The sequence below is a fragment of the Acinetobacter sp. CFCC 10889 genome (genome assembly GCF_003268395.1).
Lineage (GTDB): Bacteria > Pseudomonadota > Gammaproteobacteria > Pseudomonadales > Moraxellaceae > Acinetobacter.
In genome coordinates, this window is record NZ_LQXQ01000011.1 from 1 (window position 1) to 12,808 (window position 12,808).

Annotated in this window: 15 protein-coding genes; 6 read left to right on the top strand and 9 right to left on the bottom strand. The window is 37.5% G+C overall.

Features of this window, described 5'->3' with window-relative positions; translation table 11 throughout:
* Positions 1–64 precede the first annotated feature (64 nt).
* The gene (locus AVJ19_RS05525; RefSeq protein ID WP_111858781.1) at positions 65–1,438 is read right to left on the bottom strand and encodes a dihydrolipoyl dehydrogenase; all 1,374 of its coding nucleotides are present in this window, start codon (positions 1,436–1,438) and stop codon (positions 65–67) included.
* A gap of 34 nt (positions 1,439–1,472) precedes the next feature.
* Between AVJ19_RS05525 and AVJ19_RS05530 the strand changes: the two genes are divergently transcribed.
* Complete coding sequence (locus tag AVJ19_RS05530) at positions 1,473–3,620, top strand: Ig-like domain-containing protein (RefSeq protein WP_228203297.1); 2,148 nt, start codon at positions 1,473–1,475, stop codon at positions 3,618–3,620.
* A gap of 378 nt (positions 3,621–3,998) precedes the next feature.
* Here the strand turns inward: AVJ19_RS05530 and AVJ19_RS05535 are convergent, their stop codons facing one another.
* Positions 3,999–4,334, bottom strand: a complete 336-nt coding sequence (locus tag AVJ19_RS05535; RefSeq protein WP_111858783.1) for a TIGR01244 family sulfur transferase — start codon at positions 4,332–4,334, stop codon at positions 3,999–4,001.
* A 124-nt stretch (positions 4,335–4,458) separates the two neighbouring features.
* On the opposite strand from AVJ19_RS05535, the gene AVJ19_RS05540 reads away from it, so the two are divergent.
* The 3 genes from AVJ19_RS05540 (at position 4,459) to AVJ19_RS05550 (ending at position 6,232) form a co-directional block, all read left to right on the top strand.
* Complete coding sequence (locus AVJ19_RS05540) at positions 4,459–5,355, top strand: alpha/beta hydrolase (protein ID WP_111858784.1); 897 nt, start codon at positions 4,459–4,461, stop codon at positions 5,353–5,355.
* Positions 5,356–5,793, top strand: a complete 438-nt coding sequence (gene trxC, locus AVJ19_RS05545) for a thioredoxin TrxC (RefSeq protein ID WP_111858785.1) — start codon at positions 5,356–5,358, stop codon at positions 5,791–5,793. It abuts the gene before it with no gap.
* Between the two features lie 70 nt (positions 5,794–5,863).
* Entirely contained in the window at positions 5,864–6,232 is a 369-nt protein-coding gene (locus tag AVJ19_RS05550) for an acyl-CoA thioesterase (protein ID WP_416240570.1), read from the top strand.
* A 74-nt stretch (positions 6,233–6,306) separates the two neighbouring features.
* Here the strand turns inward: AVJ19_RS05550 and AVJ19_RS05555 are convergent, their stop codons facing one another.
* The 3 genes from AVJ19_RS05555 to AVJ19_RS05565 form a co-directional block, all read right to left on the bottom strand.
* Positions 6,307–6,819, bottom strand: a complete 513-nt coding sequence (locus tag AVJ19_RS05555; protein WP_111858787.1) for an ester cyclase — start codon at positions 6,817–6,819, stop codon at positions 6,307–6,309.
* A gap of 144 nt (positions 6,820–6,963) precedes the next feature.
* Positions 6,964–7,470 (bottom strand): DUF4442 domain-containing protein, encoded by a 507-nt coding sequence (locus tag AVJ19_RS05560; protein WP_111858788.1) that lies wholly within the window; start codon positions 7,468–7,470, stop codon positions 6,964–6,966.
* A gap of 22 nt (positions 7,471–7,492) precedes the next feature.
* A complete protein-coding gene (locus tag AVJ19_RS05565) occupies positions 7,493–7,981 on the bottom strand; it encodes a YajQ family cyclic di-GMP-binding protein (protein ID WP_111858789.1) in 489 nt (162 codons plus the stop codon).
* A 91-nt stretch (positions 7,982–8,072) separates the two neighbouring features.
* Here AVJ19_RS05565 and AVJ19_RS05570 point away from each other — a divergent pair, with 91 nt between their 5' ends.
* On the top strand, positions 8,073–8,387 hold the full coding sequence (locus tag AVJ19_RS05570) for a rhodanese-like domain-containing protein (RefSeq protein ID WP_111858790.1): 315 nt from the start codon (positions 8,073–8,075) through the stop codon (positions 8,385–8,387).
* An 85-nt stretch (positions 8,388–8,472) separates the two neighbouring features.
* Here the strand turns inward: AVJ19_RS05570 and mnmC are convergent, their stop codons facing one another.
* The 4 genes from mnmC to AVJ19_RS05590 form a co-directional block, all read right to left on the bottom strand.
* Complete coding sequence (mnmC, locus tag AVJ19_RS05575; RefSeq protein ID WP_111858791.1) at positions 8,473–10,407, bottom strand: FAD-dependent 5-carboxymethylaminomethyl-2-thiouridine(34) oxidoreductase MnmC; 1,935 nt, start codon at positions 10,405–10,407, stop codon at positions 8,473–8,475.
* A 61-nt stretch (positions 10,408–10,468) separates the two neighbouring features.
* Positions 10,469–10,966, bottom strand: coding sequence for a hypothetical protein (locus AVJ19_RS05580; RefSeq protein ID WP_111858792.1), 498 nt, complete (start codon positions 10,964–10,966; stop codon positions 10,469–10,471).
* Between the two features lie 4 nt (positions 10,967–10,970).
* A complete protein-coding gene (locus AVJ19_RS05585; RefSeq protein WP_065993513.1) occupies positions 10,971–11,273 on the bottom strand; it encodes a YciI family protein in 303 nt (100 codons plus the stop codon).
* Between the two features lie 14 nt (positions 11,274–11,287).
* Positions 11,288–11,899, bottom strand: coding sequence for an inner membrane-spanning protein YciB (locus AVJ19_RS05590; protein ID WP_111858793.1), 612 nt, complete (start codon positions 11,897–11,899; stop codon positions 11,288–11,290).
* 47 nt (positions 11,900–11,946) lie between these two features.
* On the opposite strand from AVJ19_RS05590, the gene AVJ19_RS05595 reads away from it, so the two are divergent.
* Positions 11,947–12,798, top strand: a complete 852-nt coding sequence (locus AVJ19_RS05595) for a PHP domain-containing protein (protein ID WP_111858794.1) — start codon at positions 11,947–11,949, stop codon at positions 12,796–12,798.
* Positions 12,799–12,808: the final 10 nt, after the last annotated feature.

Below are 12,808 nucleotides of genomic sequence, written 5' to 3' on the forward strand. Positions count from 1 at the left end.
TTTAGATAAAAAGAGCTTCTCTTATTCAATAGAAGCTCATAATCCACATTGATTTAACACTATATTATAGTAGTTGTCTTCTTGCATGTTTCAATGCAGTACGTAATCCTTCTTCTAGTGTTGGATGGTAAAAGGGTTTTTTAAGAATATCATCAATTGTTAACTCTTCACCGATCATCCAAGAGAGTAGATGTGCCATGTGTTCTGCGGATTCTACAAATAATTCAGCACCTAAAAGCTTTCTTGAATTTTTGTCTACATACACTTCTATCGCGCCTTTATTTTTACCTAAAACTAAAGCACGCCCCTGTTTTTCATAGGATACAAATCCTGTCACAAAATCGATATTTTGTGCTTTGAGTGTCTGATAATTTTGCCCGACACTCGCCATTTCAGGGGAGCTAAACATAATTCCAAGCGGGGTAAATGTTTTTATATTCCTGATTTTTGAAAGATTTAAGCAATTATGTACAGCCATTCTCCCTTCTTGTGCAGCTTCGTGTTGAATCGGGGTGTTGGTAAATGCATCACCAACCACAAAAATGGGTAACTCTTCAAGTTGTTTATATTCGGGATGAATTGGGAGTTTTTTCAGATCTTGATATTTTTTATCAATATTTTCAAGGGATAATGTACTCAGCAAAGACTGTCTTCCTGTTGCAACAAGCAGATAATCGGTTTCTAAAATTCTATTTTCATTTGCATATTGATAATGGATTTTTACACCATTTGGTGTTTTTTCAACTCGTTGAGGCAATGTTTCAAATAAAATATTAAGTTCTTGAGAAAGAACTTGTTGCGCCAAGACTTGTAATTGTGGGCTAGACAGTGAACCCACTTTTTTACTGCGTGCAAAAATGGTAGTTGCGACACCTAAACGTTGCATTGCTTGTGCTAATTCAATGGCAATAACACCACTGCCAATGACGGCGATAGATTGAGGAAGTTGTGCTAATTCAAAAATCTGATCTGAAGTAATAAGGCGTTCTTCAAGTTCCTGTTTCCATGCACGATCAAAACTTGGTGTTGAACCTACTGCAATAATAAAGCTTTTGGCTTGAAATAGTTGCTGATTGACTTCAATTGTACTGGCATTAATGAATTTGGCTTTGCCATTGATTTTATGTGTTGGATCCCAACGCTCTACATCTCTCAGCGTTGCTCTTGTAAAGCGATCTCGCAGTTGACGGACATGAGGCATGATTTGAGACGTATCTATTTTTATTTCGATGTTCAATGCAACTTCATTTGCATGTTGAATGTCATATAAACGATTGGCACTTGAAATCAGTACTTTACTTGGCATACAACCAATACGTGCACAGGTTGTATCCCAAGGTCCATCATTAATAATTAAAAGATTTTGTGTGTATTTAATCGCTTCTTTATAGGCAGCAATACCCGCTGTTCCTGCACCGATGATGATGAGATCTAACATTTGTGAATTCCTATCTGATAAAAAAGACATTTAAATGATCATTATCTATATATCATTATTTACACAAAACGTGAATTATGGTTACATAGGGCGGATTTTAATTACAAATTTACTAAAAACTAACCGTAGGGTTTTGGGGATACAAATGACAAATAATAAGGTTGGCTTAAAGTTATCAGCGATAACAATTTCTATTTTGTTAGCAAGCTGTGGTGGTGGTGGTAGCGATGGTTATTTTGATGGGGGAAGTACTGGAGGTGGTTCTACGACTACACCTACAACTCCAGTAGCTGCTAGTGCTGAATTACTATCAGTTGGTCAAAGCAAAAGCAATTTAAATGCAGGTACAACTGATTCAATGACTTTAACAATTCGAACATTGGATAAAAGTGGGGGGGTTGTTCCACAAGCAGGTGTAAAGCTTGAAATAGTCGATGCTCAAAATGCTGGTGCTAGTTTTAGTACTCCAACTTCAATGGTAAGTGATGAAAAAGGCATTGTAACAACAGATTTGGTGTTAGTTGGTGGCTCTAATCTTAACTTGAAGATGAATCGCACAATTACAGTTATTGTAACTTCAGGTAAGGTTAAACAAGAAATTGAAATACAAGTAAATGGAACAGTGGTTTCGATATCATCAGATTTGAATTTACTTGAAGAAGGTCAAACAGCAAAGGTTACTGTTAAAGCGGTAGATTCGTCAGGGAAAGCTTTAAATGGTGCAAAAGCATCTTTAGTAGATGCTCAAGGTAAGGAAATATTTGCACCAATTATAACGGATATTACTGGAAGTGCTATATTTAGTATTCCTTATGCTCAAATTAGTAATACTGCGAATAAGAAACTTGAGCTTGTAGGTAAAATTACAATAGATGGGCAAAATCAAGGAGTGTCTAATCTACTTTCTGCAGGCGGTATAACTTTGGTTGCTAATGTTGCAAATAATGTTTTACAAATACTATCTAACTCTACTCCTGTGGGTGTTGGTGAAAGTAAGGTTATTAAAGTTAAAGTGAATGCTGCAACTCAAGAGGCTTTAGTTGGTAAAAAAGTAAATTTTGAAACAACAAATGGTACTGTAACACCTACAGCAATTATTACAAATATTCGACAAGAAAATGGAAAATGGGTAGGAGAAGCCTCTGCTACCTTAGTTGGTAAAATTGCTGCAATAGCAACTATATCAGCCCAATTTGGTAATGATATTCTTTATATCGGGCAACAAATTAGTGCTGGTGCTCCTGAAACTGTAAGTATTCAATCCGAAGCAAGTGTTTTAGCTCCTGGTGCAAGTACAAAAGTAATAGCACTTGTTAAAGATAAAAATGGAACTCCTATTCCTAATACGAAAGTTAATTTTAAGGTATTGAAAGATACCTCTTCAAATGGTCGTATTTCACAACCTTATGCAATAACAGATTCATCTGGACGAGCAACTGTTATTTATACAGCAGGTTCTGCACAAACGCTTGGTGGTGGTGTTGAAATTCAGGCAATAGCGAGCAATGCATCTGCTCCTTTACCAGTTTATTCTAAAAACTTACTCTTAACAGTTTCTACTCAATCAGCATTTATTACAATTGGTCAAAACCATAACATTTTAAAAGTTACTGGGGATAATACAAATTATTATAAAGAATTTTCAGCGTCTGTAGTTGATAGTGCAGGAAATCCGATTGCTAACCAGAAAATTAGTATTTCACTTGATTTGGATCGCTTCTATAAAGGTCAATTTAATTGGGTAAGAGATTTTAGTTATGGTGCAGATGGTAGTGGAGTGTGGGGTTGGTATAGTACGTTAGGTTGGTCTCGTAGTTACACAATTTATGAAAATAAAGAGCCAAAACGTATAACGACTTTTATTGAGTGCCCAAGTAGTGAGTTCCCAAATCCAATTTCTATTTTAGCAGCAGATAATTCTATTTTAGGAACAACTGGAAGTTTTGTGACAGATGCTCAAGGACAGTTCTCATTTAAAGTCCGTTATGGTCGTAATTATTCAAATTGGCTGAGAGTAAATTTAACAGCATCAACAGTAGTTTCAACTAAAGATAATAAAACAGCACTATCATTCATGCCGCCAGTAGCAGATGATGATGTTGATAATCAAGATGGTAAATGGCGTCCAGATCAAGAAAGTCCATATGGTACAGATATTAGTACTTGTTCTAATTATAAATAAGTTTAAAAAAAACAGCGCTTCGGCGCTGTTTTTTTATTCAAACTAAATGGAAGTACCCATACTTACACCGACAGTTGGTTTAACATTCATCGAACTACATGCTGCTAGGCTTAAACAACACAATATAACTAAGAAAAATTTATTCATAATTTCCAATCCTAAAACAATGCGAAACTAAAGATATTAAAATAATCATAGAGTGTTTCAAGGAGTGCGTCTGTTGTAAATCGTTATTTTTATTGTGAATTTAAGGAGAGATATGAAGTATTATTGATGTGAAAAAATAAATATAGAAAAAATTGACCTATAAACTTTCTTGTATTTTTTAGATAAATTACACAATGTATTTATAGATCAAATCTTTAACCACAGTACAAATTAGTCGTCCAAAAGATCCATTTGTTTTGCGAGTTGGTAGAGATTATTTGAGCGATTACCTGTACGGCAGAACATCAAAACAGGTTTTGGAAGTTCATTAAAGTGATTGGCAAAAGTACGCACATCGACTTCAGAAATTTGACCTGCGACAACTGGTTGATAAACATAGTCTATGCCAGCAGTGCGCGCAGCTTCTTCAATTTGTGCACTTGTTGGTTGCTCAGCCCCACCTTCCATATCAGGACGGTTATTAATGACAGACTTAAAACCTTTCTCAACCACTTGAGAAATATGTTCAGGACCAATTTGACCTGCAAATCCTACATTTTCACTCATAATGTCATTCCTAAATATTGTAAAAAACTATGCTATTATCATAGCATTAAGCTTTGCATTACAATTCAATGCTGAAGCAGATTTATAAGATAAAACCAACAAAAGATAACGAAATGGAGTGCCTATGTACGCTTATACAGTCGAACCACTGTATGTGCCAAGCGGTCAGGAGGTGATTGCTGCTGATTTTTATAAACCTAAAAATATAAAAAAACCAGCTGTAATTGTGATGGCGCATGGATTTGCAGCCTTAAGACAATTCCGATTGATTGAATATGCCAAACGCTTTGCTCAAGCAGGCTATGCGGTAGTGTTATTTGATTATCGTTATTGGGGTGGGAGCACAGGAAATCCACGTGAGCAAATTACTTTGACTGATCAATTAGAAGATTGGAAAACAGTGATTAGCTATGTCAGTGGTAAAAAATGTATTAACCACAAAAAAATTATACTATGGGGAACGTCTTTAAGTGGTGGTTATGTTTTAACACTTGCTTCTGAAGTTAAAAATATTCAAGCAGTGATAGTGCAAATTCCTTTCGTGGATGGCGCTGAAACTGCCAAATTGTACCCAATCCACTATCTACCTAAAGCCTTGAAACTTTCTAGCCAAGACTATATGAGTTCAAAAATAGGCATGCAACCCAAGACATTGCCTGTGGTACACCCTTTTAGCTTATGTTTTATTCCAACCAAAGAAAGTTATAACGGTTATATGTCGATAGTGAATCCTGATTACTATTGGAGTGGTGAAGTTCCTGCACGGGTGTTTTTTAATCTCATTCGTTATCGTCCAATTCAAACGGTGAGAAGTATTAACATTCCTGTGTTGTTTATTGCTGCAAAAAAAGACAATGTTGTTCCGATCGAGTCAAGTCGTGAAACAGCAACCAATATCGCACCATTTGTACAATATTATGAATGGAACATGTCACATTATGATATTTATCATGGGAAATGGTTGGAAAAAGCAATTTTGACCCAATTAGAGTTCTTACATCAACATATTGGAGTGAGCTAGATGATCATTATATGTCCGTCATGTGGTGCTAAAAATCGAATCCCAGATGACAAATTGAATGCACAGCCAACATGTGGAAAATGTCATGAAAATTTGATTCCATTGGCACCAATTGAGCTCAATGAACAAAATTTTGGTAGTTTTATCAGCAATAGTGATTTACCTATATTAATTGATCTTTGGGCGGACTGGTGTGGTCCTTGTAAAATGATGGCACCGCATTTTGCTGAAGTGGCGAGTCATAATCCGCATGTCGTTTTTGGCAAAATTGATACTGAAGCAAACCCTCGTCTAAGCAGTGCATTTAATGTTCGTAGTATTCCTACACTGGTTTTAATGAATAAAACCACAGAAATTGCTAGAATAAGTGGTGCTTTACGTTCTAGCCAGTTACAAGATTGGTTAGATGAGCAGTTAAAATCTTTTTCCGTTAATTGACCAATTTGGAGTTCATGTGTCAGATTCTCATGTAAAACCTGAAGGTACGCTTTCCCTTCAAACCATCGCAATGCCTGCGGATACCAACTGGAGTGGTGATGTCTTTGGTGGATGGATTGTTTCACAAATGGATTTGGCAGGTGCAATTCACGCAGAACGTTTTAGTAAGGGACGTTGTGCAACGATCTCGATTAATCAGATGACATTCTTAGTCCCTGTGAAAGTGGGTGATGTAATTAGTTGTTATACAAAGATATTGAAAGTGGGAAATACCTCGATTCAAATGCAAATCGAAGTGTGGGATAGCCATGACAGTTCTCGTTCGCCTAAACGCGTAACAGAGGGTGTATTTACCTTTGTTGCAGTCGATGTCGCGGGGAACAAGCGTCAAATTCCTGAAGATGTGAAAGTGAAATATGCGGCATCACAAAGTGTTTAACTTTGCTTAAATCGTAAAATAAAAATCCCAACAGCGCTTGGGATTTTTTATTTTTAAATGTTGAAAATAATCATTTAAAACATAGTATTCGTATTGGCACTTGGTTCAGGAATCTCTTGTTGTACATCCCAATGCTCCACAATTTTACCATTTTCAACTCTAAAAATATCGACAATGGCTTCACCACGATCTTGGGCATTTTGACTTGAGTGCACATGTAAAACCACCAAATCACCTTCAGCAATTGCACGTTTGATGACATTTTTTGCTTGCGGATTTTCTTTAAAATAGCCTGTAAAATAGTTCACAAAAGGTGCTTTGCCATCAGGGACATGTGGATTATGCTGGATATATTGGTTGCCAATATAACGGTCTGAATATTCTTGCACTTGGTGCTTGATAAAAACACCCTCATAGAAATCTGTGACGATTTTTTTATTTTTTTCTGCAATGTTTATGTTTGTTGTAATTGTATTTGCGGTTGTAGATTGAGAATTTTGAATTGGACTTTGGCTACACGCAGTCACGAATAATGGTAGTAAAATAACACTAGAAATGAGTGTCTTTTTTAAAAGAGATTTTAACATGATGTTCTCAAGATGATTGTTTTAGAAACATCATCTTGAGTGTTTATATTAAGAATTTACAGTGTGTTATCGTCACTGAATTTGAGGAATTTAGTAAAATCTAAGCTTACCTAAAAGTAAGTTTTATTTACATTTTTTGATTTTTCATTTATTAGATTTTAACTGAGACTTTGCAACCCATGCCCATAACATTTCACAAATAATCGGCTCTTGTCCAGATTCATCTGTAACAGTCACAGCCACTACAGTTTCGCCTTTTCCTGTGTCTTGCATCAGTTTGCGCTGTTCTTCAGTCAACGTTGCAATCGCAGTTAACCCGCCTTTGGATGGACGTTTAAATTGAATATTCATGTGTTTAATGAGTACGATACATGAATCAGGAATGTTCATACCTGTCACAAAACCTGTTGCAGTTTCCGCAACTAATGCCATCGCACAGGCATGCGCTTGCCCGATATGGTTTTGCATATTTTTGTTATTTTCAAGTTTAACTTCGACACGTGATGGGGTGATATCGATATAACGTAGTTTTGCCGTTCCCACCATCGGGACGACTCGACCAAACGCTTTGCTTAATACGGTACTACGAATACCAGAAGGTAATTTAGACGTTGCTTTGACGATTTTTGCTAAACGGTTGGTCTGAGTCATATGAATCCCGATGTGAAAGACCTTAGTCTTTAAAATTGTTAAATTGGAGTGGGACACCAAACTGTTGTTCTTTTAAAAAAGCCATGACTTGTTGCAAAGTATCGCGCTTTTTATCAGTTACACGAATTTTGTCACCTTGAATAGATGATTGCACTTTGACACCACTTTCTTTAATGGCTTTATTAATTTTTTTTGCAGTATCAGAGTCAAGACCATCTTTAAGTTTGATGACTTGGATCACATTTTTACCTGAAGCAGTCATTTTTTGTGGATCAAGTGCTTGGATGTCAATTTTGCGTTTAAAGAAATGATTTTCAAGCATGCTATAAACTTGTTCACACTGGAAATCACTTTCAGTGGAAATTTTAATTTCCTTATTTTTTTCATTAATTTCAATCGAAACATCTTGACCACGGAAGTCAAAGCGAGTCGCAATCTCTTTTTGGGTGTTCTGAACAGCGTGATTTACTTCAAAAATCTCTAATTCTGAAACAATATCGAAAGATGGCATGGTTTAGACCTTTACAAAGGGAAAGAATATCTGAGATGCTAGGGATGTTTTCTTCATTTGCCAAGTGTTGTTTACATCAAAGGAGTGCGCAATGATCCGTAAACAAGAAATTACAACATTTGAGTTCCCAGAAAATGCAGTGATCTGGGATGTTCGTGACGCTAAAGCCTTTGCAGAAGGGCATGTTAAAGGTGCTGTAAATCAGCCCATTGACAGTTTATCAGCGGACAGCTTAACTCAAGTGGATTCGGATCAGTCCATTTACATTTTATGTGGTGGCGGTAGTAAAGCACCTCGTGCAGCAGAAAAATTGGAGGGCTTGGATAGTTCTCGTGATTATGTTGTGCTTATGGGGGGTACACGTGCAGCACGTGACGCAGGCTTGCCTTTAGAGCAAGAAGCATAAAGAAAAGCGCCGTAAGGCGCTTTTTTTGGCATTGGGAAAAGGTTTTTTGAATAAAATGCGCATTTAGAAAAATATAAAACTAAAGTTATGGTGCTTGATAGTAGGGTTTACGAACTCGAACCTTTTTTCGACCACGAGCAGAGCTAAGCGTATTCAATAAGTTTTCTGAGATCGGACAAGCCTCATTTAAAACCAATGCTGCCAAGATTTCACTACACAGTGGTGCAAATAAAAAGCCTTTCGAGCCTAAACCCGCAAAGGTATACATTTCTAAATCATCCACACCTTTGCCGAGTACAGGAAAATAATCCAGTGTTTGTGCACGGACAGAGGCACGACCGTGCCAATTGTCGATTTTAGGCAATGATTTTGCATAGTCAGGGAAAGCAGTGTGGATAAGTTCATAGTTATGCACATGATCGGCATATTCAACTGCTGTATCATCTCGTTCAGGGTGAAATGATGCGCCTAAAATCAAATGCTCAGCATCGAGTTGCATACAATAACCACCAAAACTATAAGCTTGTTTGGGATTTAATTGTAATCCAGTATTTTTCAGCCAGCTCACTTGTCCTCGAATCGCTCTTAAACGGGGATAATGAGAAAAGAAGCGCTGACTTTCACGTGCACAGCACACGACAACATGATCAAATGCTCCTAAGATATTTTGATCAGTATCTAAAAGTTGAACTTGTGCATTGTCCAATTTTTGACAGTGTTCAATTTGTGCGATTTTAAAATCAATCAAATCATGCGCAAGGATTTGATCACACAATTGCTGTGGTGAAATTGCTCCTGCATGTTTTAGTTGTACACTGGAATAGTTTGTTTTCAGGTCTAATTGTTCAGCAGAAAAGTGCTGTAAAACATCAGGAGAATATTCTGTGACTAGATCCAAAGCTTCTTGCGGATTTTTTTGAATCAGCTGTTGTACTGAAATCGCACGAAAAGCTTTAAATTGAGGATAATAATGCTGTGCAAATTGCCATGACAAAGTCATCAGATGGTCTGCACTTTGCGCAATCGGGCTGAGTTTAGGATTCAGGAGCGCAAGGGGATTACCCGAAGCACCTGACAATGGCGCTGATTGGTCGTAAATGCTCACTTGATGTCCACGTTGAGCAAATGCCCATGCAGAGCTTAAACCCGCAATTCCTGCGCCTATGATCGCGATATGGCGTTGTTTAAATTGTAAACTAGATGCGTGTTCAATTTCTTGGGGTGTTGAATTTTGGTTTTCACTCGCTTCATGCGGATTTTCAGCCGTGAATTTTTCTACTTGCACCTCTGGTTTAAGCCAAATCGCTTTCAACATTTCCCGTTTATGTCCAAAACCTTTTGGACGTGAAATAGAAATTCCATGTTGTTTTAAACCACGTTTAAGCACGCCCGCAACACTAAATGAGGCAAATGTTGTTTCAAGATCAGATAGACGAACAATATGATTTAACACATTTTCTTGCCACATATCAGGATTGCAAGAGGGCGCAAAACCATCTAAAAACCATGCATTGACAGGTGCAGTTTTTGGAATAATCGGAAAAATGTCTTGTGCGTCACCGAGCCATAAATCAATCGAGAAGCGTTCATTTGGAAAATTTAGACGATGACAACCTGCAATGGGCAAAGGATATTGCTGAATCAGTTGATCTGCTAAGGGTTTGAGTTCATCCCAAACATTTAAAGCTCGAATCAAATCTGCTTTAGATAAGGGAAATTTTTCGACACTGATGGCATGTAAATGGCTGTGATTATTCGGGCGTACTTGTTGCCAAAGTTGCCATAAGGCTAAAATATTTAAACCCGTGCCGAAACCTGTTTCAGCCACTGTAAAGTATTCAAAAGCCTGTAAATCCGCTAAACGAGTCGAAAGATCATTACCATTTAAAAATACATGGCGAGTTTCAAGCAGTCCATTGTCTTTGGAAAAATAGACATCGCCAAATTGTTTAGAAATCGGAATGTCAATTCCATCAACGCATTGCCAATCCAAGTCAGCAGTTTGAATGGTATTTGGCAATGTGATGTACCTTTTGAAGTTTTAAATAGAAAGCTTAAATTAGAGCGGAGAAGTCAGTGGTTTACCACTGACGACGACGTTTCGTATAGATATAACTTGCGATCAAGAAGCCTAACAATACACCAACAGCAATGGTTGCTGCGCCGTATAAAAACATTTGCGCACTTTGTTCGCTTTGTAAAACTTGAACTTGTACACCAAGATTATCATTTTTTAATTGTAATTCTTGATTCTGTGATAATGCTTCTAAATTGGCTTTTTCAAGTTGCTGTAAGCGCGTGGCTTGGTCTTTGACCAAGGCTTTAACTTTGGCATCTTGTGAGGCTTTCTCTTTAATAATCTGTTCTGCGGTTAAAGGCTTATTTTCCTGTGATTGCGCTTGATTTTGTACAATCGCATTTGCACCTGCAACCGCTGGTAAAATAGAGGGTTTTGGAGGTGGCGTTGCCGCAGCAACTTGTGCAGGATTATTTGTTGGTGTTGTAGCTGTTGGTTCTGCGGATACGACAGAGGAACAGAGTAAAGAAAAACCCAATAAACTTTGGACAACAACACGCATTGGCTTATCCTTTTGGTAGAGCTTTGTTAAATGGTTTCACATCAACGTGGCTATACACACCTTCTTTGACAAAAGGTTCATCTTTCAACCATTCATCTAAGGCTTCACGACTTTCAAAATCTAAAATCATGGTGCTACCATAAAAACCTGCTTGTGGATTTTCACGATCCTTAGGCATTGCACCTGCTACAATCACACGACCTTCGGCATCTAATTTTTCTAAACGTGCTAAATGTTGAGGACGAACAGCAAGACGTTTTTCAACTGTACCGTCTTGGTCGGTACAGGTAATCACAAATAAAGGCATGGAAAAGACCTGATTTACTCTGAAGATTTAAAATGTTTTCGCAAGCAAAATAGTATAACAGCAAGGTAGCTCAAGGATACGATAATATCGCCAAAAGCGGTAAATTCGCCCCAATATTTGCCATCCATATACAAGAAACCAAAAAAGTAATGTAAGCCTGCTAATAAGAAAAATTGACCACACCATGCCCAGTTCAAACGCATCCAACCTTGGCGAGTCAGTTCAAGCATCGAACCTAACATTTTTTGAATAATCGGTAAACGTTCTTTATTGAAGAAAGGTGTGACTAAAAAGCCAATGCCAATGCCTAAATTTAAGATAACTGCTTTGAGTTTGATATAAGTGACATCACTAAAAGCAAGGGTAATTCCCCCAAAAATCACTGACATAATGACAATAAACCATTGCATTTTTTCGAGTCTGAATTTTTGTGCAAAGAATAAACAACCATAAACCACTAAGGTTGAAATTAATAAAGCACAAGTCGCCACTAAAATATGGTTTTGGTCAACATTGCCTGTACTTCCCACCAATTCTAAGAGTGGGTGATGGCTATCTTTAGGATCTGTCGTTTTATAAAAATAAAAGAAGATAATAATTGGTAAATAATCAAATAGCGCTTTCATGCTACAGTAGAGTCATCAAATTTTGGTGACTTAGCATAATACAAACAATGATTGGTGTCGATTTACATACGCATAGTAATATTTCAGATGGCACACTTACGCCTGAAGAATTGCTTGAAGCAGCACATGCATTGGGAATAAAGACCTTTGCACTTACTGACCACGATACGATGGATGGCGTGGCACGTGCGAGAACTTGTGCTGAAAATCTAGGGATGCAATTGATTTCAGGTGTGGAAATATCCAGTCAATGGTCACGTCCTGCAACAAAAAAAAGCTATGGTGTGCATATTGTCGCTTTAAATATGCAAAATCCTGAGCCACTTGAGAGAGTTCTCGCTGAACAGAAACGTATACGGGCAGAACGTTCAGAAAAAATTTGTCAATTACTGTTGCCTTTGATTGGGCAAGATATTTATCCTGATGTTTTGTTGATGGTAGATGGTGAGGCAGATCGGGTGACACGAACTCATATCGCTAAAACATTGGTGGAAAAGGGCATCGTCAGTCGTGCACAACAAGCTTTTGACAAATATATTAAGGAAGGCAAAAAAGCCTATGTGAAGTTTGATGGTTTAGGTTTAGAAGAAACCATCAAAGTTATTCATGATAGCCAAGGCTTTGCTGTTTTGGCACATCCAACACGTTATGATTTATCAGCCACTAATATTCGTTATTTGATTGAAATTTTTGCTCAGTTTGGTGGTGATGCTGTAGAACTTCCGCCTGCGATAGAAACGTTATCGACCCGACAAATGGTCGATCGCATGATTGAGCAGTTTGATTTAAAAGTATCCGTGGGCAGTGATTTTCATGGTAGCCACATGCCTTGGATTAAACTGGGCAATATTCCTCGTGTTCACGATGGGCAAGTGGGCATTTGGGAGTATTTTAGATAATTGAGTGTTA

Excerpts from the sequence above, each read along its gene's own strand:
- AVJ19_RS05525 (WP_111858781.1), bottom strand. The coding sequence starts at position 1,438 with ATGTTAGATCTCATCATCATCGGTGCAGGAACAGCGGGTATTGCTGCC.
- AVJ19_RS05530 (WP_228203297.1), top strand. The coding sequence starts at position 1,473 with ATGATCATTATCTATATATCATTATTTACACAAAACGTGAATTATGGT.
- AVJ19_RS05535 (WP_111858783.1), bottom strand. The coding sequence starts at position 4,334 with ATGAGTGAAAATGTAGGATTTGCAGGTCAAATTGGTCCTGAACATATT.
- AVJ19_RS05540 (WP_111858784.1), top strand. The coding sequence starts at position 4,459 with ATGTACGCTTATACAGTCGAACCACTGTATGTGCCAAGCGGTCAGGAG.
- trxC (WP_111858785.1), top strand. The coding sequence starts at position 5,356 with ATGATCATTATATGTCCGTCATGTGGTGCTAAAAATCGAATCCCAGAT.
- AVJ19_RS05550 (WP_416240570.1), top strand. The coding sequence starts at position 5,864 with ATGCCTGCGGATACCAACTGGAGTGGTGATGTCTTTGGTGGATGGATT.
- AVJ19_RS05555 (WP_111858787.1), bottom strand. The coding sequence starts at position 6,819 with ATGTTAAAATCTCTTTTAAAAAAGACACTCATTTCTAGTGTTATTTTA.
- AVJ19_RS05560 (WP_111858788.1), bottom strand. The coding sequence starts at position 7,470 with ATGACTCAGACCAACCGTTTAGCAAAAATCGTCAAAGCAACGTCTAAA.
- AVJ19_RS05565 (WP_111858789.1), bottom strand. The coding sequence starts at position 7,981 with ATGCCATCTTTCGATATTGTTTCAGAATTAGAGATTTTTGAAGTAAAT.
- AVJ19_RS05570 (WP_111858790.1), top strand. The coding sequence starts at position 8,073 with ATGATCCGTAAACAAGAAATTACAACATTTGAGTTCCCAGAAAATGCA.
- AVJ19_RS05580 (WP_111858792.1), bottom strand. The coding sequence starts at position 10,966 with ATGCGTGTTGTTGTCCAAAGTTTATTGGGTTTTTCTTTACTCTGTTCC.
- AVJ19_RS05585 (WP_065993513.1), bottom strand. The coding sequence starts at position 11,273 with ATGCCTTTATTTGTGATTACCTGTACCGACCAAGACGGTACAGTTGAA.
- AVJ19_RS05590 (WP_111858793.1), bottom strand. The coding sequence starts at position 11,899 with ATGAAAGCGCTATTTGATTATTTACCAATTATTATCTTCTTTTATTTT.
- AVJ19_RS05595 (WP_111858794.1), top strand. The coding sequence starts at position 11,947 with ATGATTGGTGTCGATTTACATACGCATAGTAATATTTCAGATGGCACA.